The organism is Cryobacterium sp. MP_3.1, from assembly GCF_035984795.1.
Lineage (GTDB): Bacteria > Actinomycetota > Actinomycetes > Actinomycetales > Microbacteriaceae > Cryobacterium > Cryobacterium zongtaii.
The window spans coordinates 1-21,605 of record NZ_JAXCHV010000044.1; the positions used below are offsets into that span (position 1 = coordinate 1).

The window sequence follows — 21,605 nt, forward strand, 5'->3', positions numbered from 1 at the left end:
TTGAACGGTTCTCACTGACCATCGCACGGTGGTTTCCTACGTTGTTAATCCAACGAGCGAAACCCCGGAACTACACCACTCAAGGGGACGCAACCCGAGCTTGACGCTGGAATTCCGTCGGGACAGAGAATGCTCCGAGGTGAGTCGCTACAGACGATCCTCGAACGAATTTTGGACCGCGAGCACGAGAAGGTGAGAAGCCGCATCGGGGACAGTCTTGGTATGGCTGAAGGAAGCGCAGAGCGAAATGTCCTCTATGCGCGTGATGAACAGGTTGCTCGCCTTCTGAGCGCGACGGGTACATCCGGAATTACCCTAGACGTTCCAGCCATCCTCGATGAAAGTGATCGTGCAAAATACGAAGACAACCTCGCCAGTTTCATAATCGACCACCCGTTCCTCAAGGGCGACCATTTCGCCAACGTGGTTTTTCGGGATTATGTGCGTGCATGGGCAATATCATCCGCAATAAGCGGACTCTATTCGTCTTCCCGACAGGAGTTTTTGTCGACCTTGCCGCCGGCAGGCCCTTTCTTCGCGCATTTTCTCCACTCGTTGAGCGTGGAGAGCGACTCCGCCTTGGGAACGATCCCCGAGGACTTGGTGGATGACGCGATTCACTCGTTCGCACTCGGCACAGACATTGGCCACACGGTCTACTTTCACCGTGACGAGATTGCTGTCTTGGTTCTACATGGTGATCCTCAGAGCGGTGCAGAAGAAGGGTCCCTTGCGTTCAAGGTGACGGATCTCTCAGGTGTCGTGGTTCTCCGGAGCCCGCTTGCCCGTCTGCTTTTCGTGTCCAGCCAGAGCTTGATCCTGCGAGGGCACGAAGGCAATATAGACATCGGTCCTGAGGTGTCAATCGTCGTTCAAGAACTTGAGATCGAGGCTAAGTCCTTGACCGCTTTCGGGGCCATTCGCCGCAAACGGACGACGTTCAATATGATCTCTGCGGGCGCCGTTCGCCACGACGGAGATCTGAGTGTCTCGGCAATTCCTGCTGGCGCCCTGTCCATAAGCTGGCCTGACGCCTGGCACCAGTGGAAGCCGATGCTGATCGACATGGGAATACGCGATCCGAGAATCGACCAGGCCACCGTGTCTCAGGTCTTGCTCTGTCTCCGTCGCGTCATCACTTCGTTCCGTTCGAGCATGCAGGATGCGCCGAGCGTATCCGCTGACAAGATGGATCGGATCATCATCGGCACAAATCCCGTTTTTGTCGCTACTCTGGCAGTACTCGAACAGCTTGGCGTGGTCAGCAGGGAGAGTGCGCTATTTCGAGTGAGTCTCGATTCTCTTGCTTACTATGGGGTTTCGTGGGCTGATCTCCACGGAGACGATCCGGTGAGTACTCTGAAGAAGCTACTTGCCGCAGTCGTCGGATCGCCGGAATTTGACTCGTTCAAGTCCTGAGCATGGGTGCCCTGGAGGCAAACGTGCGACGTTCAATGATTCCGGTACCAATTGGTGAGGAGAGCGACGTCTGTTTGTCGATTGGGGCAGCGTCGTGGGTGCTGCGCCTTGCGGGAAGAGCGCTGAACAGCGCATCATTTCGCTCTCTGGGCCTCAGCTCGTCGCTGCCATGGTAGCGAACGGCGCACCCCTTGCACCTTGTTGAACTGGCGAGCAAAGTACAAGCTGTCGGGATAGCCGGTGTCGGCGGAGACCGCAGCTATGGACTGGTCGGTGGTGTCCAGGAGTTTGCGGGCCAGTCGTCGCTGGGTCTGTAGGGCGGGGTAGCCGCTAGGGCTCTTGAAGTGGTCGGCGAAGTGAGAGTCGCTCAGGCGCGACATGGGGGCGAGTTCAGCGACGCTCACATGGTCGTCGATGTGGGTGCGCAGGTGCACGTCGCTCATCGTGCTGAAACTCCTACTTGACGGGCGTGGCGTTGCGGGTATTGCGACTTTCGAGCTCAGCCGGCACGCCGTGCCGAAGGTCATCGCAAATTCAATCAGGTCGGGGAGGGCCGACCTAACGCGCGACGCCCAGGCGTTCATGAATCAACTTGGCGCAAAAGGCAATCTAAACCTCGAGGAGGAGGTCCGGGCAGTTCTCAACGGCCACGGTTCGGACACCGATACTGACGACTAGCGTTGTCAACCGCCGCAGGCGTACCGTAAATCACGGCACGGGGTTCGAGGCGCTTGATCAACCGGCTACCCTTTCCGCTGCCCGCGGTACCCAAACGGCGTCACGCCGTGCACTTTCTTGAATTGGCGGGCGAAGTAGAAGCTGTCGGGGTATCCGGTGGCGGCGGCGACCGCGGCTATGGACTGGTCGGTCGTGTCCAGGAGTTCGCGGGCCCGGGCCATCCGGAGCTGGGTTTGGTATTGCAGGGCGGGGTAGCCAATGCGGCTCTTAAAGAGGGCGGCGAAGTGGGAGCCGCTCAAGCGCGACATGGCGGCGAGTTCGGCGACGCTCACGTGGTCGTCGATGTGGGTGCGCAGGTACTCGGCGGCGCGGTCGATGGCGGCGTAGCGGCCGTCGCCGGTGGAGCGGTCGGAGGCGAGCAGGGCCATCAGGTGCCAGGCGGCGCCGGCGGCAGCGAGCAGGCTCGCGGTGGTGGTGTCGCGCTCCATCGACTGCAGCACCTCGGCGATCAGCGCCACCACCCGGTACACGTCTGACGGCGTGCGGATCGGGGCATCCGGGGTCATGCCGGCCGCGGTGAGAAACTCGGGCAGGTCGCGGCCGGTCACGTGCAGCCACCACAGCGTCCACGGGGTGTCTTCGTTCGAGCCGTATGAGTGCGGATGCCCCGGCGGCAGGATGATCACCTGGCCGGCGGTGACTGGGAACCGGCCGGCCGGGGTTTCGCACCATCCGCCTCCCTTGGCGCAGACGATGATCACCGCCTGCGAGATCGGGGTGGCGCGCACCCGACCGTGCGAGTGCGCCTCGGGGAAGTAGCCGCAGTCGGTCACCACCAGGTGGGAGGTGCCGGGCTGCTGCAGGGCCTCCCGCACCCGGGGGCGGGGGAGCACGAGCATGCGCTGGCCCGGGAAACCGTCGGCGATCGTCATCCGCCCAGTGTGACGGTAAATCAGCGTTTCGTCCAGAAAGCTCGGAGAAATCTCCTACGCATCCGCGAAAGCGCCTCATAATGTTGCACCATGCTCAACGCCGAGAACGACTTCCCCGCCACCCCTGACCTCGCGATTACGCCCATCAACGGCGAGTCCACGGTCACCGATGGGGAGTCGACGATTGAGCTGCCGCCCGTTCCGGCGGAGTTCGCCAGCGACAAGGTCGCGGCCTGGGCCGAGCCCCTGATCATCGATACCTACCTCCCAGTGGAACCGGACGACTACCCGGCCTTCCTGGAGAACCGGGTCTACCAGGGCTCCTCCGGCAAGGTCTACCCGCTGCCGTTCCACGAACGCATCGAGCAGGAGAAGCGCCCGTACGCCTGGGACGCGATCCACCTCGAGAACGAGTGGGTGCGCCTGGTGATCCTGCCGCAGCTCGGCGGCCGCATCCACATCGGCTACGACAAGGTGGCCGACTACGACTTCTTCTATCGCAACAACGTGATCAAGCCCGCCCTGGTGGGCCTGGCCGGCCCGTGGATCTCGGGCGGCGTCGAGTTCAACTGGCCGCAACACCACCGGCCCGGCACGTTTCTGCCCACCGACTGGGAGATCGAACGCGAAGCCGACGGCGCCATCACCGTGTGGTGCAGCGACCACGATCCGATGAACCGGATGAAGGGCATGCACGGCATCCGCCTGCGCCCCGACAGCTCGGTGATCGAGGCCCGCGTGCGGCTCTACAACCGCACCGACGAAACCCAGACCTTCCTCTGGTGGGCCAACGTGGCCGCCGCGGTCAACGACGACTACCAGTCGTTCTTCCCCACCGACGTGGAGTTCGTCGCCGACCACGCCAAGCGCGCCGTCGCCACCTTCCCCGCCGTCGACGATCACTACTACGGCGTCGACTACCCCGCCCAGGTCACCGCCGACCGCCCCGACGGCGACCGCCTCGACTGGTACCGCAACATCCCGGTGCCCACCTCCTATATGGTCGTGGCCACTCAGGACGACTTCTTCGGCGGCTACGACCACGGCCTCGAGGCCGGCTTCGTCTACTGGGCCGACCACACCGTGGCGCCGGGCAAGAAACAGTGGACCTGGGGCAACGCCGAGTTCGGCTGGGCGTGGGACCGCAACCTCACCGACGGCGACGGCCCCTACGTGGAGCTGATGGCCGGTGCCTTCACCGACAACCAGCCCGACTTCAGCTTCATCGCCCCCGGCGAGACCAAGACCTTCAGCCAGTTCTGGTACCCGATCACCCGCATCGGCGCCGCCCACCAGGCCTCGCGCGACGCCGCTGTGCGGCTCGACGTGACCGCTGCTGCAGACGCCGGCACCACCGTGGCGATCGGCGTCGCGGCCACCCGAGTCGTCGCAGACGCCACCATCGAACTGACGGATGCCGGCGGCCGCACCGTCTTCACCGCCACCGCCGATCTCGCCCCCGGCCAGGCCTACCGGCACGAACTGCGCCTCGACGGTGGCTACCGTGCCAGCGAACTGACTCTCTCCGTGCGCGACGGTGACACCGTGCTCGTCACCTGGACACCGCGCGAGCCCGCCGAGGACACCGTGACCCCCGCCCCGGCCACCGAACCGGCCGACCCGGCCAGCATCGCCTCGATCGACGAACTGTTCTACACCGGGCAGTACCTCGACCAGTACCGGCACGCCACCCGCGTACCCGAGCCGTACTGGGAAGAGGCCCTGCGCCGCGACCCCGGCGACGTGCGCTGCAACATGGCCTTGGCCGCCCGGCGGGAACGCGCCGGCCGGCACACCGACGCCGAGGCGCACCTGCGCACCGCCATCGACCGGCTGCTTGCCCGGGTACCCAACCCCGCCGACGGTGAGGCGCACTACCGGCTCGGCATCACCCTCGTGCACCAGGGCCGCGACGCCGAGGCCAAGGATTACCTGGCCAAGGCCACCTGGAATGACGCCTGGCGGGTGCCCGCCGGCCACGCGCTGGCCCGGCTGCACGCTCGCGCAGGCGACCACGCCACCAGCCGCGACGCGCTGCTCGAACTGCTGCGCCACAACCCCGAACACCTGCAGGCCAACGCGCTGCTCGCCCTCACCCTGCGTGGCAGCGGCGCGATCGCCGATGCCGACCGGGTGCTCGCCCAGCAGCTGGCCCGCGACCCGCTTGACCAGTGGACCCGGCACCTGGCCGGCCTCGAGCTGTCCACAGATGCGCCTACCCTGCTCGACGTGGCTCTCGAGTACGCCGAGACCGGGCACACCGACACCGCCCTCGAGTTGCTGACCGCCGCCGCGACCGCCTCCACCGACACCGCGCTCGGCCAGGTGCAGGTGGCGCCCCTCGCGCACTACCACCGCGCCCGGCTGCTCGACGCGGCCGGCCGCACAGACGATGCTGCCTCAGCCCGGCAGGATGCCCGTGCTGCCGACGCCCGGCACTGCCTGCCCTCCCGGCTCGCCGACGTGGCCGCCCTCGAGGCCGCCCTCCGCGCCGACGGCACCGACGCCCGCGCCGCAGTGCTGCTGGGCTCCTGGTATTACGACAAGAAGCGCTACACCGACGCCATCACCGTGTGGCAGTCCGCCGCCGCGCACGCTCCGGATGCCCAGGCCGCCGCGCTCGTGCACCGCAACCTGGGTATCGCCGCCTACAACGTGCAGCGCGACCCGGCCGCAGCCCTCGAACACTTCCAAAGCGCCGTGGGCCACGCGCCGCAGGACGCCAAGCTGCTCTACGAGTACGACCAGCTGCTCGCCCGCACCGGCGCCACCCCCGCCGAGCGCCTCGACCGGCTCGAGGCGCACCGGCAGCTCGCCGGCCGCCGCGACGATCTCACCGTGGTGCACGCCGGCCTGCTCACCGCGGTCGGCCGCTCCAACGAGGCCCGCAACCTCATGCTCGGCCGGGTGTTCCAGCCCTGGGAGGGCGGCGAAGGCCAGGTGCTCCTGGCCTGGCAGAACGCCTGCACCGCACTGGCCGAACTTGCCCTCGACGCCGGCGACCCGACCGCCGCGCTTGAGCACGTGCACGCGGCGATCACGCCCCCGGAATCGCTCGGCGAGGCCCGGCATCCGCTCGCCAACTCGGCCGATCTGCACTGGCTGTTTGGCGAGGCGCTGCTTGCAGCGGGCGACGACGAGGGCGCTCGCGCGGCCTGGACCCGGGCCGCGCACGCCACCGGCGACTTCATAGACATGACTACCCGCCGATTCAGCGACCAGACACTCTTCTCGATTCGTGCCCTGCGCCGTCTCGGCGACCACCTCGCGGCCGCTACGCTCATTCTCGAATTTGACGACTACCTCACCGAACTCGCGGCCACACCGGCCCGCGTCGACTACTTCGCGACATCGCTGCCAGCGATGCTGCTCTTCCACGACGACCCCCAGAGCGTGCACGACACCTACGTGCACACCCTGCGCACCAGATTGGACGAACTCACCGCGGGTTCGACCGCCCAGGCCGCTTCGGCGACCACCACCCCTCACCGGCAGTGACGCTGATGAGACACCAAGGGAAGAAGGAAAACAGCATGAACGTAACCAGTGCAGTTCGGCAGCGCCGCCGCATGGGCGCTCTCGCCGTCGCGGTGATCGCGATCGTGGGGCTCAGCGCCTGTTCGTCGGGCATGGAGACCGCCGAGGGACCGGCCGCTGCCGGACCCAAGAGCGGCAAGCTCACCATCGCGTACCTGCAGAAGCAAGGCGACCAGCAGTACTTCGTCGACCAGGCCGACGGTGCCAAGGCCGCCGCAGCCGAGCTCGGCGACGTGGACATCAAGGTGGTCAACCTCGGCACCGACTCGAACAAGGCCATCAGCGAGCTCGACTCCGTGATCGCCCAGAAGGTGGACGGCATCGTCATCGTGGTGCCCGACCAGCAGATCGGCCCGCAGGTGATCGAGGCCGCCAAGGCTGCAGGCATCCCGCTGATGGCATCGGACGACGTGATCGCCGATGCCAGCGGCGCCGAGGCCCCGTTCTCCGGCTTCGACGGCACCTCGATGGGTGAACTCGTCGGTGGCGAGGCCGCCCGCCTCTACACCGAGGCCGGCTGGACCGCCGCCGACACCCGCATCATCTCCGCCTACAAGCAGGACCTCACCGCGTGCACCCAGCGCGTCGAGGGAGCCGCTGCCGCGTTCGGTGACGCCGTCTCCGACATGCCCGAGATTGTCGACATCGGTACCGACAACTCCGCCACGGATGCCCAGAACAAGGCCGGCGCCATCATCACCGCCAACGCCGGCGTCAAGAACTGGGTCGTCTGGGGCTGCAACGACGAGAGCGAGACCGGCGTCGTGACCGCACTGCAGAACTCCGGTGTTGCCCCGGCCAACATCATCGGCGTGGGCCTGGGCGCGTACCTCACCTGCAAGGACTGGGCCGCCGGCCAGGACACCGGCAACAAGGCGTCGCTGTTCATCTCCGGCGCCGAGGTAGGCAAGGCCGCCATCAACTCGATGGTCGGCCTGCTGCGCGACGGCACCGCACTGCCGCCCGTGTCGATCGCCAACACCGAGATCGTGAACGCCGACAACTGGGAAGAAAAGGGCGTGGTCTGCACCTAGGCCGCACGCTCCGCTCGATCGCGTGATCGGGGCGGGGAGCGACGCATCGTTCCCCGCCCTGCCCCGTAATTCCCGCACCCCAGCCACCCGGCTACGGAAAGGCACACCCAGCCATGGTCAAGACAACAGAGCAGGCAGCATCCGCTCGAGAACAGGCGCCGCCCGGCACCGTGATGCTCAGCGCCACCGGCATCGAGAAGAGCTTCGGCCCGGTGCGTGCGCTGCAGGGCGTGCAACTCGAACTGCGTGCCGGCGAGGTCACCGCGCTGATGGGCGAGAACGGTGCCGGCAAGTCCACCCTGCTCAAGATCCTCACCGGCGACCTGCAGCCGGATGCCGGCACGCTCACCCTGGCCGGCACCGAGGTGCGCTTCACCGATCCCCGGCAGTCCCGGCTGGCGGGCCTCCGCGTCATCGCCCAGGAGCCCGAGGTGCTGCTGCACGTCTCCGTGGCCGAGAACATCTACGTGGGAGCACTCGGCCGGCAGGGCCTGATCTTCAACCGGGCCGCACTGTTCGCCCGCGCTGAGGACGACCTGCGTCGGTACGGCTTCGAGAAGGTGATCCGCCCCGAGACCCTGGGCAGCGCCCTCTCGCCCGCCCAACGCCAGATCGTGGAGATCATGCGGGCTCTGGTCGACAGCCCCTCGGTGATCTGCTTCGACGAACCCACCTCTTCGCTCGGCGACGAAGAGGTTGTGATCCTGTTCCGGCTCATCCGCCAGCTGCGTGACGAGGGCGTGGCCATCGGGTACGTGTCGCACCGCATGCAGGAGATCTTCGAACTCTCCGACAACATCACCGTGCTGCGCGACGGCAAGTTCGTGGGCACCAAGTCGACCGCGGACACCGACCACGACGACCTGGTGCGGATGATGGTGGGCCGCGACCTGTCCCAGTTCTTCCACCGCGATCCCGTGGTTCCCGGCGCAACCGTGCTGGAACTCCGCGGTGTCAGCAATGCGCACGTCACCGACATCCACCTCGAGGTGAAGGCCGGCGAGGTCGTCGGCGTCTCCGGCCTGGTCGGCGCCGGCCGGAGCGAGTTGATGAAGACCATCGTGGGCGATCTTCGCATCGACAGCGGGGAGCTTCTCATGGGCGGCACCGCCATGAGTTTCAAGGCCCCGGCCGACGCGATCTCGGCCGGCATCGGCTTCGCCCCCGAGGAACGCAAGGCCGAGGCCCTGCTGCTCAAGCGCTCGGTGCGCGATAACGTGGCGCTCGCCCGGTTGCGCAGCCTGAGCCGCTGGATCTTCGTGCGCACCGCCGACGAGAAGGCTCTCGCCGCCGAGTACATCGAGCGGCTGGGCATCCGCACCCCCTCGAGCGAACAGTTGGTGGGCAACCTCTCGGGCGGCAACCAGCAGAAGGTGGTGCTGGCCCGCTGGCTGGCCACGCATCCGCGGCTCTTGGTGCTCGACGAACCCACCCGCGGCGTCGACGTGGGTGCCAAATCGGAGATCTACGCGATCATCGACGAACTGGCCCAGGCCGGAGTTGCCGTGCTCGTGGTCTCGAGTGAACTGCCCGAGGTGATCGGGCTCTCTGACCGCATCTACGTCATGGCCGGCGGACGCATCACCGGGGAACTCGCGCGCGACAGCGTCACCGAAGAGCAGATCCTGGCACTCGCCATGGACGAATCTGCCGCCGATCCCGATCTCACAACTTCCCACTCATGAGCAGCCCCCTGGAAAGGAGCACTCCGGTGCCCACAACACAGTCCACCGCGACACTGCGGTCGCAGCCTCCCCTCGACACTGGCGCCCGGCCGAACGCCTTCCGCCGGGTGCTGGAGGTCGTGGGAGTGCAGAACATCTCCCTGCTCATGGCCATCGCCCTGGTCGTGGCCGTGATCGGCAGCCAGAACCCGCTGTTCTTCACCGTCGGCAACCTTCGGGTGATCGGCACCGCTATCGCCATCTCCGGGCTGCTTGCCGTGGTGCAGACCATCGTGATCATCATGGGCGCCCTGGACATCTCGGTGGGCTCGATCGCCGGGCTCACCTCGGTGTCGTCGGCGATGATCTTCACCGCCACCGGGCCGTTTCTCGGCGTGGTCGGCGCGGTGGGCATCGGCATGCTCTGCGGCCTGCTCAACGGCTGCATCATCGTGTTCGGCCGGGTCAACCCGGTGATCGCGACGCTGGCCACCCTCGCCGCCTACAAGGGTGTGGCGCAGCTGATCTCCGACGGCCGCGCCCAGGGCTACACCGGCGCCGACGGTTTCTTCGTTTTCCTCGCGCGCGGCTCCATCCTCGGCGTGCCCACGCTGATCCTGGTGCTCGTGATCATCGCCCTGCTCGCCCACGTGGTGCTGCGCTACACGAGCATCGGTCGCAACATCTACGCCGTCGGCGGCAACGACATCGCCTCCCGGCTGGCCGGCATCAACATCAACCGGTACCTCATCGGTGTCTACGTGGCCACGGGTGCCGTTGCGGCCATCGCCGGAGTGCTGATCACCGCTCGCACCGGGTCGGGGCAGCCGGTCTCCGGCTCCGAGGGGCTCGAACTCGAGGCCATCACGGCCGCCGCTCTTGGTGGCGCGGCACTCAAGGGCGGCAAGGGCACGATCGCCGGCACCATCCTGGCCGTGATTCTGCTCGGTATTCTCACCAATGGCATGACGCTGCTCGGGGTCAACTCGTTCTGGCAGAACGTGGCCAAGGGCGGCCTGTTGGTGCTGGCCGTGGTGATCCAGCAGCTGCGTTCGGGCGAACGCCGCATCGGCCTGCCCGGCTGATGCCCTCCTGATGCTCACGGTGCAGGGCGGCGGCGGCATTGCCGTTCAGATCGATGCCGCCGACGGCGCCCGCATCACCAGTCTCACCTCCGGCGGTCGGGAGTGGCTCGCCCCCAGCGGCCCCCGGTCGCCGGGGGTGTTCGTACAGCCTGGGAGCGGCGGGTGGGACGAGGTTGTTCCCACCGTCGCTGCCTGTGTGCTGAGCGACGGCAGTGCATTCACCGGCACAGTGCTCGCCGACCACGGCGACGCCTGGCAAAGCGTGTGGGCGCTCGACTCCAGCGACGACACCCACGTGCAGACCAGTGTGCGGCTGGCCAGCCTGCCGATCACACTCACACGTCGGGTGGTCGCAACGGCTACGGGCATCCGGCTGTCGTGGGCGGCGAGCACCGACGGGCCCGAGCCGGTGCCGCTGGCTTGGTGCGCGCATCCGCTCTTCGCGGCGGATGCCGGAACCCGCATCGTTCTGCCAGGGCCGGCCCCCGCGCTCATCGAGGAGTATCCGCGCGACCGGGTGCGGCGGGACTGGCCGCACGCGGTGGGGGCTGCCGCGATCAAGGCCTTCGCTGCGGAGCCACAGTCGAGCGCGTCGGTCGTGCACCGCAACGGCGACAACCTCACGCTGACCTGGGACCCCGAGTTGCTGCCGTATCTCGGCCTGTACTGGGACGGCGGTGAATTCACCGACACACCCGTCGTGGCGATCGAGCCTTCTACCGCGTTCGGGGACTCCGCGGCCCTCGCCATGGACGAGGGCCGCATCCGCACGCTTGAGCCTGGTCACCCGTTTCGTTGGTGGCTGCAGCTGACAGCGCCGACCCGGACCGGCCGCCGGGGTCACTCCATCCCGTGACCACCCAGCCACACCGTGGCTTCGCCCGGCAGCGTGCCCGCCTCGAGCTCGCGGCTGGTAAGCAGCACATCTGATCGATCGACCGCGTACGGCTCAGTCCCGAAGTTGGTCACGATCTCCCAACCGTTGGGCCGCCGGTAGCGCAGCACGTCCGAGCGCCCCGTGGGGATCCACTCCAGGTGCTCACCGGTCTGCAGCGTGCGCCGCAGCGAGAGGGCGCTGCGGTACAACTCGAGTGACGACAAGGGATCTGTGCTCTGTGCGGCAACGGAGTAGTCCCCGAACCACGCCGGTTGCGGCAGGTGCGACCCGCCGGTGCCGAAGCCGAACGCCGAACCACCGTCGTTGCCGGTTTCCCACGGCAGGGGAACGCGGCAGCCGTCGCGGCCGAGGTCGGTGCCGGCGCTGCGGAAGAACGTGGGGTCCTGCCGGTCGCCCGCCGGGATCTCCGCGACCTCGTGGAGCCCGAGTTCCTCGCCCTGGTACAGGTAGCTGGAGCCGGGCAGGCCCAACATGAACAGGGTCGCGGCGCGCGCTCGCCGCTCGCCGGCCGGACGATCGAGCACCGGCGTCACCCCGCCGGAGATCACCCAGTCGGCGCCGTGCTTGCGTGCCGGACGCCCGGTATCGTCCCGTGCAGGCTGCGGAAGTCCGTAACGGGTCGCATGCCGCACGACGTCGTGGTTCGACAGCACCCAGGTGCTCGACGAGCCTGACATTTCCGCCAGGGTGAGGTTGTCGCGCACCACGGTCTCGAACTGGCCGGCGTCGAAGTCGGCTTCGAGCAGGTCGAAGTTGAAGGCCTGGCCCAGGCCATCGGGGCTGGCGTAGAGCGGCACCCGCGCCTTGTCCACCCAGGCCTCCGCCACCGCCGTGCGCGGCGGGTCGTAGGAATTGAACACCTGGCGCCACTCGGCGTAGACCTCGTGCACGTCGTCCCGGTCCACCATCGGATGCCTGCCGTCCCGGGGGAGAGCATCCAACTGGGCTTGCGACGGCAGCGGCTCGGTGAGGTCCTTGGTGAGCATGTGGGCCACGTCGATCCTGAAACCGTCGACTCCGCGGTCCGACCAGAACCGCAGGGTTGTCAGGAAGTCGGCGCGCACCTCGGGGTTGGACCAGTTGAGGTCGGGCTGCTCGATGGCGAAGTTGTGCAGGTACCACTGGCCGTCGGCAACCCGTTCCCACGATGAGCCCCCGAAGGCTGCGACCCAGTCAGTGGGCGGCAGCGCGCCATCCGGCCCGCTGCCCTCGCGGAAGATGTAGCGTTCCCGCGCAGACGACCCTCGACCGGAGGCGAGCGCTTCCTGGAACCAGGCGTGCTGGTCCGAGGTGTGATTGGGCACGATGTCGACGACGACTCGAATGCCGCGCGTGTGCAGGGCGTCGAGCATCGCGTCGAAGTCAGTCAGGGTGCCGAGTCGCGGATCGACGTTGCGGTAATCAGCCACGTCGTATCCGCCGTCAGCCAGCGCCGACGGGTAGAACGGACTCAGCCACACCGCATCAATGCCGAGGTCGTGCAGGTAGTCGGCCTTCGAGGTGATGCCGGGAAGGTCACCCAGACCGTCGCCGTTGGCGTCGGAAAAGCTACGGGGATAGATCTGGTAAACCGCGGCCTGGCGCCACCAGGGTGCCGGCTCGCTGATCGGATGCTGGGCAGGCGCCTGAGCGACGTCGACAATGCTCACGGGTTCTCCTTGTGGTCGAGGTTGGGTAGGGCTGAAGCGGTAGGGGTGGTCCTGGCGGGGTGGGAATTCGGGACGGGCGTCAGCCCTTCACCGCGCCCTGCGTGACGCCTTCCATCACCCAACGCTGGGTGAAGAGGTAGACGATGATGGCGGGCGCCATCGCCATCAGGTACGAGGCGAAGGAGACGTTGTAGTTGTTGCTGAACTGGGTCTGGAAGATGCTCTGCACCACGGGCAGCGTCTGCAGCGCGGGGTTGGAGGTGATCAGCGACGGCATCATGAAGTCGTTCCACGAGGCCAGGAAGGCGAAGATACCGACCGTGGCGCTCATCGGTGCCAGCAGGGGGAAGATCAGTCGCCAGAAGGTCTGCCAGGTGGTCGCGCCGTCGAGGCGAGCGCTTTCTTCCAGTTCGGACGGGATCGAGCGGAGGAAGGCCGTGAACAACAGGATGCTGAAGCTCAGCTGGAACATGATGTGCAGGATCGTGACCCCGACGGGGTTGTCGAGCCCGAGCAACCCGGTCAACTGAATCTGCGGAAGCGCCACCACCGGGAACGGAATGAACATCGCCGCAAGCAGGTAGAAGAACGAATAGCGAAACAGCTTGCGGTCCCAGTTGCGCGAGATCGCGTACGACGCCAGGGCGCCGAGCAGGACGGTTCCGATGACTGTTCCCGCCGTGACGACCACGGAGACGCCGAATGCCGCGGGGAAGTTCGTGAGGTTCCACGCGGTGACGAATCCGTCCACGCTGAACGGGGCGGGCAGCGAGAAGGCGTTGCCGTCCACAGCCTGGGCCTGGGTTTTGAACGCCATCGAGACGGTCACGTAGAGCGGAACGACGACCGTGATGGCGCACAGCAGCAGCACGATCATGAGGGACATGCTGGGCTTGTTGCCGCGACTCCGCACGGCCGAGGCGGGTCTGCGTCGCGCCTTGCCGTCCTCGAGTGTTGCGGTGGCTTCGATGCCCTCGGCGATGAGGGCAGGCTGCGTCGACATTAGATTGCGTTCCTTCCACGAGTGATCCGGAGCTGGAGCAGTGAGATCACCACGACGATGACGAAGAACATCGTTGCGTTGGCCATCTGGTAGGCGTAGTCGCCTCCGGTGAAGCCCGTGACGATTGTCATCGGGATGCTTCGGGTGGCGGTGCCGGGACCGCCGTTGGTGAGACCGACGATGACGTCGTAGGCATTGAGGAAGTTCTTGAAGCCAAGCAGCACGTTGATGATCACGTAGCCGACCACCAGCGGGAGCGTGATCCGCAGCAGCTGCTGCCACTTACTCGCGCCGTCCAGATCGGCCGCCTCGTAGACGTCCCCCGGCACGGCCAGGAGCCCGGCGATGTAGATGAGGAGTGTCCCTGGGATTGCCTGCCAGGCGGTGACGATGACGATGCCGATCCAGGCCAGGTCCGGGTTGGCGAGGATGCTCTCGCTCAGGACGCCGATTCCGGTCGCCTGCCCGAACGCCGGGAGCGAATTGGAGAAGAGGAAGTTGAAGACGTAGGCGATGATGATGCCAGACACCACCATGGGGATCACGAACACCGCACGGAGCGCTGTCTTCAGCCTGATCTTCGCCGTCAAGCCGACCGCGAGGAGAAAAGCGATCGCATTCACGAGCACCACGGTGACGGCGGCGAAGCCGAAGGTGAAGAGGTAGCTCGACAGGATGGCGGGGTCGGAGAACATCGCGATGTAGTTGATCAGCCCAACGATCTCCCACTCGCCGAAACCGATCGAGTTGGTGAAGCTGAAGAAGATGCCGATGATGGCCGGCACCGTGATGGCGAGAGTGAAGAGCAGAAGGCTCGGCACCAGAAAGGCGTAGTAGATGCCTTCAACCTTGCGCCTCGGACGCCGGGGCACAGTCGTCGTTGTCATGGCCAGTTCCTTATCTGTCGGCTAGCGGCGGAGCGCTAGTCGCGCCCAGTCGGCGTCGAGGGTTTTGAGGGTGCTCTCCACGCTGCTGCCCAGGGCGATGCCCTGCAGGTAGTTCTCCGTGGGAATGGTGAGTGGGATCGCTCGTGACGCTCCCTGGTAGAAGTCGGCGGCCTCGTAGTACTCCTTCATGCCGACGATGCGCGGGTCGGTGACCGGCGCGGCATCGGTCGTAGTGCCGTAGCCGAGTTGAGCCGAGTTGTAGGCATCCATCACGTCCTGCTGAAAGAGATAGCTGAGGAACTCGCGGGCGGCTTCCTGATGCTCCGACGCCTCGGGGATCCAGGCCGCGAGGTCGATGTTCACCCGCACCTGAAGGTCTTCGGGGTCGTCCGTCATCGGCAGGGGGAAGGTTCCGAGTTCCAGGTCGGGGGACGTCTTCGCGATCTCGCCGAGGGCCCACGGTCCCTGCAGGTACATCGCCGCTTCTCCCTTGGCGAAGGCGAGGTTGCCGTCGCCGTAGCCCTTGCTCGCCGCATTCGCGTTGGCGTAATTGTCGATAAGGAGCTTCATCCGGTCGACGGGGTCGGCGAGTGTCTTCTGGAACGAGACCGGCGACTCTGGACCGACCTCGGTACCGAGCTCGTTCATCTCCTCGTAGAAGTCGGCCACGTCGACCTCGCCACCGACGGTGTAGTCGAACCAGCCCTGCGCCACGGTCCACGGATCCTTGAAGGTGCCGTAGAACGGGGTGATCCCCGCGGCCTTGAGCTGGTCGCACACGGCGATCAGCTCGTCATAGGTCTCGGGGACCTCGAGTCCCTGTTGCTCGAACATCTCGGTGTTGTAGATGACGGATGCCGCCATCACGGAATACGGCAGAACACTGGTGCGACCCGGGTAGGTGGCGTACTGGCCGACGAGGTCTTGAACCTCGGGAAGGATGCGCTCCGCTTCTGGCATGTCGGACAGGTCGCTCAGGGCGCCACGTTCCATGAAGCGGGCCATCTCCATGTTGTAGTTGAGCAGACCCAGGTCGGGCGGGTTGCCGCGGAGGAAGCCGGCCTGCAGGTTCGACGACGCGTCGAGGATGACCTCGACGTCATCCTGCGAGGCGTTGTATTCCTTGATCAGTTCCCGGAAGTACGGGATCGCTTCGGGCTTCGTGAGGTGAAAGCTCACGGTCTCGGGTGCATCGCCTGGCGCGCAGCCTGTGAGCGTTGCCCCAGCCAGCAGCAGACCAAGGGAAGCAGCGAGCACCCTGGGTGTGCGGCGAGTGGTTCGGTCCACGTCATCGTCCTTTCAAAAACCGTCATTGGTCATCATTCGATTAGTTGGACTATTAGATTTAGCTATCAAATCAATAGGACTGCCACAATAATGCAACAAAGGAATATGAGAGTCAAGAGGTTTTTCGCCATGTTGAACGCCGTCGTCCCGGAGTCACGCGCCAGCCTGCACGCGATGCTCGACTTCGCCTGGGCCGCCGGCGCCTTCGTCAGCACCGACGCCATGGAGGCGACCGGGCTGACCCGGTCGACGGCCATCGCGGCGCTCGACGAGCTCATCAACTTCGGCCTGCTTCGCGAATTACCCAACTCCCGCGCCGTCGGCCAGTACAGCAAGGGGCGGCCAGCGCGCCGATTCGAGCTGAGGCCCGAGGCCGCCGTTGTCATCGGCATGGATGCGGGCCGATCGCATCTCACCACGACAGTGGCCGACCTTCGCGGTGTGCCACTCGCCCAGGAAACCACTGAGCTGACCGCCGCGAATGAGGGCACCCAGGAGCGCCGAGCCGCCGTGGTCGCCGCCATCGACTCGGCTTTGATTGCTGCGGGTCGTTCCCGCGCCGAAGTGCTCGCCGCCTGTGTCGGAGTTCCGTCGCCGGTGGACTCTCACGGCAGGTCGCCCGAGCAGCGTGAGGGCTTCTGGCGTCGAATGAACCCGGACCTGCGCGAGCTGCTCGAGGAATGGGTGCCGATCGTGAGGGTTGAGAACGATGCGTCCCTTGCCGCAGTGGCCGAGGGTGCGACTGGAGCTGCCGTCGGGCTGGAGAACTTTGTGGTTTTGCTGGCCGGTGACCGCTTGGGCGCCGGCGTGGTCGTCGACGGGCATCTGCTGAGAGGCGCGCACGGCGGCGTCGGTGAGATGAAGGCGTTCGACTTCGTGTTCGGCGTCGAGTCGGCTGCGGGAATCGGCCTGAAGCTCACCGACTGGGTGGTGCAGGCTGCAACCTCCGGCCACATCCCGCCGGGGCATCCGCTGACCGACATTCCCACCGAGCAGCTCACGGGTCGCGCCGTCCTGGATCTGGCCCGGCAGGGGGACCCGTGGTCGAGAGGTCTGGTTGAACGTGCGGGAGCCTTGCTGGCTCGTGTCACGGCGGTCTTCGGTAGCCTCTACGATCCCGAACGGGTGATCGTGTCGGGGGCGGTAGCGGATGGACTCGCCGAGGTGATCGAGGTGGCGCGTGCTCGGTTGCCAACCGAATTGGACCTTCCCGCGCCCGATCTGAGGCAATCCTTGCTCGGCGCATCCGCGGTCGCCACCGGAGCGGTGTCGGCTGCGCTCGAGGCGGCCCGAACGGACGTCCTTAGGCTCAGCGCCGAGGAGCTGCGCTGGCGCGAAGCGGCCAGCTGATCCCTGATCGCTGTCGACCGTGACGGGAGCCCGGGAGAATTGCCGCTTTCTCGGCGCCCACTACGTTGTTTCAGAGGCCTTCAGGGTGCGGGCGCGTGAGCGATAGCTCAGCGGAGATTCGCCGACGCGACGCTTGAAGGCGGTGCTGAACGCGCTTTCGGACGAATAGCCGAGCTGAAGGGCGAGCGCACGAATCTGAGTGTCCGAGGTTCGGAGTTCACGCTGAGCCAGCAGCATCCGCCAGTTGATCAGGTACGACAGTGGAGGTGTGCCCGCAGCGTCGCGGAATCGCCCTGCGAACGTGGTGCGAGACATCGAGGCGGCCCTGGCCAGGTCCTCCAGGCTCCAGCCCTTGGCGGGTTGCTCGTGGATGAGCGCGAGAGCCGGCCGAAGGCGTTCGTCGGTGAGCACCTTCAACCAGCCGGCTGGCATGTCGGGGTCGTGCAGATACCCGCGGATGACGTCGAGCAGGAGCAGCTGGCCGTACTGGCGGATCGCGAAGTCGGACCCGACGCGGTCGGCCATGATCTCTTCGAACAATCGTTGGATGTGGCCGCGCAGCGCAGCGCCGACGGGGCTCGCCAGACCGACGTGCAGAACCGGCGGTAACGCACGCAGGAGCAACTCCCGCCCGGTGGGGTTCAGGTCCACGCGCCCACCGATGAGCACGTCCGCACCATCCGCATTCGCGTCTTCGGCAGACATCACCGAGCCCGCCGACGGCGGTTGCACCTGAATGGGTTCGCCGTCGCCGACCCCGCCCTCGAGCGCCAGCCACGACCGCCCGTTCAGGATCACGACATCGCCCGCGTTGAGCTCGAGAGGCGCGGTCAGGCCGTCGGTCGTCAACCGCGCTCGGCCCCGCACCACCGCGATGAACTTGAGGTCGTCGTCAATGTTATTGCGGGTCTGCCAGCGGCCGCGCACGGCCGAACCACCCGACACCACGCTCCTCACCTCGATGAGATCGAGAATGTCTGAGAGCCGGTCGGTCGCCATATCCGAACTATAGGGCAAATAAACCGGACATCACGTTATTCCAAATCCAGCATCCGGTCGTCAGGCTGGGCTGTGCCGTACAAATCGCTTCGGCACTGAAGGAGTACCCATGACCCACCCCATGCCCACCCCCATGATCACCCTCGTCACCGGCGCCAACAAAGGAATCGGGCGCGAAATCGCCGCCCAGCTCGCCCACCTCGGCCACACCGTGGTCATCGGCGCCCGGAGCCTCGAACGCGGTGAAGCTGCCGCTGCCCAGCTGCGTGCCGCCGGCGGCGACGTCACCGCGGTTGCCCTTGACGTCACCGACCCGACCTCGGTCCAGGCGGCAGCCGAGACGATCCAGAGCAGGTTCGGGCGCCTCGACGCGCTGATCAACAACGCCGGCATCAGCCACCGGCCCGGCGCGGACTTCGCCGGCCAGATGCCTCAAACCGCCGATCTCGACCATGTGCGCTACGTCTTCGAGACGAACGTGTTCGGTGTCATCACCGTCACCAGCGCGTTCCTGCCGTTGTTGCGCCTGTCGACGGCCCCGCGAATCGTCAACGTGTCCAGCCGCGCGGGCTCGCTGGCCGCGATTTCCGACTTCGCGAACACCGATCCCATCGCCCTCGGCTACGTACCCTCCAAGACCGCGCTGACCGCTGTCACCATGATGTATGCCCGGGCCCTCGTCGCCGAGCGCATCCTGGTCAATGCCGTCTGTCCGGGCTTCGTCGCGACCGACCTGAACAACCACCGCGGCGTGCTCACCCCCGCCGAGGGCGCACGATCGGCCGTGCGCATGGCCACGATCGATGCGGATGGCCCTACCGGCACGTTCACCGACGTTCAGGGACCCGTCGCCTGGTAGCGCCCTTCGGGCCGAAGGCGGATCCGGGTGCGGCTGCCCGGGTCCGCATCCGCTTGTTCGAGCCCGCCCAGCCGCGCCCGGTTGGCCTGCCTCGTTATGGGTCGTTCGAGGAACCCGAGAGAATGGCCCCATGACTGAAGCCGTTTCAACCCGTGAGGTGTACCGCAACGCCTGGATGACCGTGCGCGAAGACATCGTGCGCCGCCCGGACGGATCGCAGGGCATTTATGGCGTCATCGACAAGCCCGATTTTGCCATCGTGGTGCCGTATGTCGACGGCGGGTTCTGGCTGGTCGAGCAGTTCCGGTACACCGTGGGGCGGCGGGCCTGGGAGTTCCCGCAAGGCTCCTGGCCGGGTGAGAACGACGGCAGCCAGGAGGACCTGGCCCGCGCCGAGCTGCAGGAGGAGACCGGGATGCGCGCCGGCGAGGTGCGACACCTGGCGCACTTCTACAGCGCCTACGGGCACAGCAGCCAGGGCTGCGACCTGTATCTGGCCACCGAGCTGACCCCCGGCCCGCCGGAGCGGGAGGTCACCGAGCAGGACATGGTGCACCGTTGGTTCAGCGAAGACGACTTCCGGCGCATGATCCGAACGGGCGACATCGTGGATGCGGCGACCATCGCGGCCTACACCTACGTGCTGCTTGACCGGCAGGCTTGACCCGCTAGAAGTGCGTCAGGCAGTGGGCGGGCCGCTCGACGGCGAAGAGTCTGGCGGCCAGGAACGCTGCACCCGACGTGTGTTCGCGCACCTTGTTCGCCGCCGCCAGCGACACGGGGTTCACCGCGCCCAGGTAGATCGAGGAGAGCGCGGCGATGTCCAGTTCCAGGTCGGGCGCCGAGGCTGATTCGGTGACCCGCGCCGTACCGCCCTGCACCTCCAGTGCGAAGGTGCCCGCCGTGAGACCCAGCCCGTCGGTGACTCTCAGCACCACGGCGCCGTCGGTGGCGAAATGGCGCGCTTCGAGGGCCTGGCGCACATCGAGGATGCGCAACCAGAGCAGGTCCCGCGGGTTCGTCGCAGACACACATCGCGGATCAGTCAAGGCCCAAGTGAGCGGGTTGTCCGCCGGCGCCTCGTTCCAGGTGACGCGCTCCACCAGATCGATGGCCGCCAGATACTGCCAGAGCTCCAGGTAGCCCGCCGGGGTGGCGGCCACCAGATCCACAATCTCCATCGTCGCGGGCGTCTTGTCCCAGCCGCCGAATCGGTACGAGACGTAGCCGTCGACCGAACCGTCGGGCGCGTAGTGCAGGGCCGCCTTCACCTTGGCATCGGGGCCGCCCTCGCGGCTCGTCGCCCCGGCAGCCAGCTGGCGGTAGAACTCCTGACGTCCGATGGACCCCGGCTGTTCGCCGTGCAGCCGGGCGAAGACCTGTGGCGCCAGCTCGAGAAGGACCTTGGGGTCGGCGACCTCCACGGTCCCCACCGGCGGGTGATCGAGCCGGAACTTGGCGCTGGTATCCACCGTGATGCTCTGCTCCGAAGTGGCCACACCGAAACCGAAACGGCCATAGATCGACGCCTCAGACGCGGTGAGGGCAGCGATCGCGATGCCGTTGCCCTTGGCCAGGGTGAGGTCTTCGGTCATCATGCGGCGGAGCAGCCCGCGACGGCGGTGGGAGGTGCGCACTGTCACGCCGGTGATCAGATGCGCATCCAGCAACCTGCCGAACCCGATGTTGAGCGTGCTCGGCTGGGTACCGAACGTGGCCACCGGCACATCGCTGCCCAGCGAGTGCGGGGCCGGCTGGCCGGTTTGGTAGGCGCCCGTGTATACGGCGCCGTCCACACGGCTCCTGGCGATGGACTCCTGCACCCGCTCGTCGCTGCTGCGCTCCTCATGGAACCCGAACGAGACTGCGCTGTCCCAGGCTGTCGCTTCGGGGTATCCGGGCTCGCCTGGGGCTGCCGGCTCAAACCGACGGATCTCGTAATCTGCATTGATCAAGGACATGGATCCGAGTCTAGGGATACCAGCCTTGGGTCATTCGGTGACCGCTTAGAACGGCGGGTTCTCGGGCACCGGCGGGGTCGGCTTCCGACTCGGCCTCGGCCGGGGCATCAGGTAGGTCTCGTCGGCGGGCCGCCTCCGGGTTTTCGGCCCCATCACCGGCGGCCGTGGCCGGGGTGGGCCCATCGGGTTGGCCGGGTCGGTCCGGTAGCTGCGTTTCCCGGGGGAAGTCCAGACCAGGATCCCACCGGGTTCCTGGGTCACCCGCCACTGGCTGAGGTGTTTGAGCCGGTGGTGGGGTTCGCAGAGGTGGGCGAGGTTGTCGCAGTCGGTGTTGCCGCCACCGGCCCAGGGGTCGGTGTGATC

At 66.6% G+C, this 21,605-nt stretch carries 18 protein-coding genes; 9 read left to right on the plus strand and 9 right to left on the minus strand.

Features of this window, described 5'->3' with window-relative positions:
• Nucleotides 1–222 precede the first annotated feature (222 nt).
• Nucleotides 223–1,419 (plus strand): hypothetical protein, encoded by a 1,197-nt coding sequence (locus tag RCH12_RS17455; protein ID WP_327017725.1) that lies wholly within the window; start codon nucleotides 223–225, stop codon nucleotides 1,417–1,419.
• A gap of 134 nt (nucleotides 1,420–1,553) precedes the next feature.
• Here RCH12_RS17455 and RCH12_RS17460 read toward each other — a convergent pair whose 3' ends face one another.
• Both RCH12_RS17460 and RCH12_RS17465 read right to left on the minus strand, forming a co-directional pair.
• Nucleotides 1,554–1,862, minus strand: a complete 309-nt coding sequence (locus RCH12_RS17460) for an AraC family transcriptional regulator (RefSeq protein WP_327017726.1) — start codon at nucleotides 1,860–1,862, stop codon at nucleotides 1,554–1,556.
• A gap of 300 nt (nucleotides 1,863–2,162) precedes the next feature.
• Nucleotides 2,163–3,029 (minus strand): AraC family transcriptional regulator, encoded by an 867-nt coding sequence (locus tag RCH12_RS17465; RefSeq protein ID WP_327017727.1) that lies wholly within the window; start codon nucleotides 3,027–3,029, stop codon nucleotides 2,163–2,165.
• Nucleotides 3,030–3,119: 90 nt separating this feature from the next.
• Here RCH12_RS17465 and RCH12_RS17470 point away from each other — a divergent pair, with 90 nt between their 5' ends.
• From RCH12_RS17470 to RCH12_RS17490, 5 genes are all read left to right on the plus strand, one after another.
• Nucleotides 3,120–6,527: a tetratricopeptide repeat protein gene (locus tag RCH12_RS17470; protein WP_327017728.1), complete on the plus strand. Its 3,408-nt coding sequence runs from the start codon at nucleotides 3,120–3,122 to the stop codon at nucleotides 6,525–6,527.
• Nucleotides 6,528–6,562: 35 nt separating this feature from the next.
• Entirely contained in the window at nucleotides 6,563–7,600 is a 1,038-nt protein-coding gene (locus RCH12_RS17475) for a substrate-binding domain-containing protein (RefSeq protein ID WP_207795477.1), read from the plus strand.
• Between the two features lie 113 nt (nucleotides 7,601–7,713).
• Nucleotides 7,714–9,285 (plus strand): sugar ABC transporter ATP-binding protein, encoded by a 1,572-nt coding sequence (locus RCH12_RS17480; protein WP_327017729.1) that lies wholly within the window; start codon nucleotides 7,714–7,716, stop codon nucleotides 9,283–9,285.
• A 26-nt stretch (nucleotides 9,286–9,311) separates the two neighbouring features.
• On the plus strand, nucleotides 9,312–10,349 hold the full coding sequence (locus RCH12_RS17485; protein ID WP_207795476.1) for an ABC transporter permease: 1,038 nt from the start codon (nucleotides 9,312–9,314) through the stop codon (nucleotides 10,347–10,349).
• Nucleotides 10,350–10,359: 10 nt separating this feature from the next.
• Nucleotides 10,360–11,205, plus strand: a complete 846-nt coding sequence (locus RCH12_RS17490) for a hypothetical protein (RefSeq protein ID WP_327017730.1) — start codon at nucleotides 10,360–10,362, stop codon at nucleotides 11,203–11,205.
• Here the strand turns inward: RCH12_RS17490 and RCH12_RS17495 are convergent.
• From RCH12_RS17495 to RCH12_RS17510, 4 genes are all read right to left on the minus strand, one after another.
• The gene (locus RCH12_RS17495) at nucleotides 11,190–12,896 is read right to left on the minus strand and encodes a glycoside hydrolase family 13 protein (RefSeq protein WP_327017731.1); all 1,707 of its coding nucleotides are present in this window, start codon (nucleotides 12,894–12,896) and stop codon (nucleotides 11,190–11,192) included. The two genes, RCH12_RS17490 and RCH12_RS17495, sit on opposite strands and share 16 nt — an antisense overlap.
• 79 nt (nucleotides 12,897–12,975) lie before the next feature.
• Nucleotides 12,976–13,899 carry a carbohydrate ABC transporter permease gene (locus tag RCH12_RS17500; RefSeq protein ID WP_165788000.1) on the minus strand — a complete coding sequence of 308 codons (924 nt, stop codon included), beginning with the start codon at nucleotides 13,897–13,899 and terminating at the stop codon, nucleotides 12,976–12,978.
• Nucleotides 13,899–14,786, minus strand: coding sequence for a carbohydrate ABC transporter permease (locus RCH12_RS17505; RefSeq protein WP_327017732.1), 888 nt, complete (start codon nucleotides 14,784–14,786; stop codon nucleotides 13,899–13,901). The genes RCH12_RS17500 and RCH12_RS17505 overlap by 1 nt, the downstream gene beginning before the upstream one ends.
• Before the next feature lie 21 nt (nucleotides 14,787–14,807).
• Nucleotides 14,808–16,073 carry an ABC transporter substrate-binding protein gene (locus tag RCH12_RS17510; protein WP_103430859.1) on the minus strand — a complete coding sequence of 422 codons (1,266 nt, stop codon included), beginning with the start codon at nucleotides 16,071–16,073 and terminating at the stop codon, nucleotides 14,808–14,810.
• Between the two features lie 129 nt (nucleotides 16,074–16,202).
• On the opposite strand from RCH12_RS17510, the gene RCH12_RS17515 reads away from it, so the two are divergent.
• Nucleotides 16,203–17,423, plus strand: a complete 1,221-nt coding sequence (locus tag RCH12_RS17515) for an ROK family transcriptional regulator (RefSeq protein WP_103430858.1) — start codon at nucleotides 16,203–16,205, stop codon at nucleotides 17,421–17,423.
• 60 nt (nucleotides 17,424–17,483) lie between these two features.
• On the opposite strand, the gene RCH12_RS17520 is transcribed toward RCH12_RS17515, so the two are convergent.
• A complete protein-coding gene (locus tag RCH12_RS17520) occupies nucleotides 17,484–18,422 on the minus strand; it encodes an AraC family transcriptional regulator (protein WP_327017733.1) in 939 nt (312 codons plus the stop codon).
• Nucleotides 18,423–18,531: 109 nt separating this feature from the next.
• Here RCH12_RS17520 and RCH12_RS17525 point away from each other — a divergent pair, with 109 nt between their 5' ends.
• Together RCH12_RS17525 and RCH12_RS17530 are read left to right on the plus strand one after the other, a co-directional pair.
• Complete coding sequence (locus RCH12_RS17525; RefSeq protein ID WP_327017734.1) at nucleotides 18,532–19,281, plus strand: SDR family NAD(P)-dependent oxidoreductase; 750 nt, start codon at nucleotides 18,532–18,534, stop codon at nucleotides 19,279–19,281.
• A gap of 130 nt (nucleotides 19,282–19,411) precedes the next feature.
• A complete protein-coding gene (locus tag RCH12_RS17530) occupies nucleotides 19,412–19,945 on the plus strand; it encodes an NUDIX domain-containing protein (RefSeq protein WP_103430856.1) in 534 nt (177 codons plus the stop codon).
• A 4-nt stretch (nucleotides 19,946–19,949) separates the two neighbouring features.
• On the opposite strand, the gene RCH12_RS17535 is transcribed toward RCH12_RS17530, so the two are convergent.
• Together RCH12_RS17535 and RCH12_RS17540 are read right to left on the minus strand one after the other, a co-directional pair.
• Complete coding sequence (locus tag RCH12_RS17535) at nucleotides 19,950–21,242, minus strand: GNAT family N-acetyltransferase (protein WP_327017735.1); 1,293 nt, start codon at nucleotides 21,240–21,242, stop codon at nucleotides 19,950–19,952.
• A 45-nt stretch (nucleotides 21,243–21,287) separates the two neighbouring features.
• Nucleotides 21,288–21,605 (minus strand): HNH endonuclease signature motif containing protein (locus RCH12_RS17540; RefSeq protein WP_327017736.1); only part of this gene is annotated, 318 nt, incomplete at its 5' end.